This is a genomic window from Thalassolituus sp. UBA2009, assembly GCF_002335285.1.
In the GTDB taxonomy this organism is placed as follows: domain Bacteria; phylum Pseudomonadota; class Gammaproteobacteria; order Pseudomonadales; family Oceanobacteraceae; genus Venatoribacter; species Venatoribacter alkanivorans.
This window is the reverse complement of the sequence record NZ_DDCJ01000001.1, coordinates 1-333: the sequence shown is the minus strand read 5'-3', so window position 1 is coordinate 333 and position 333 is coordinate 1.

The following is a 333-nucleotide window of genomic DNA, read 5'->3' as shown; positions in this document are numbered from 1 at the left end:
GGTTAAGCGAACGAACAGCAACGCCGGATGGGGGATTTTTAGCCATAACCCTTCGGGCTGAGGCCAGTTTTCCCCATGAACATCGTTGTTCGTCAGTCATTTAGCCCGCTACCCATCTGCCCGGAGCAGAGGGGCGCGAAGCCCGCAGGGTCAGGAACATGGATGTTCCTGACAATATCAATCCTCTCTCCTTGTTCTGAGAAAAACTGGCTCTCAGCAGGCCCGATTTACTTAGTGTTAACAGGCCCTGGCTACATGACTTGCCTGCCTGATGCAGCCTGTTATCATCAACGCCGGCAGATTAACACCTGGTCACTGCTAACGATCCGCCGC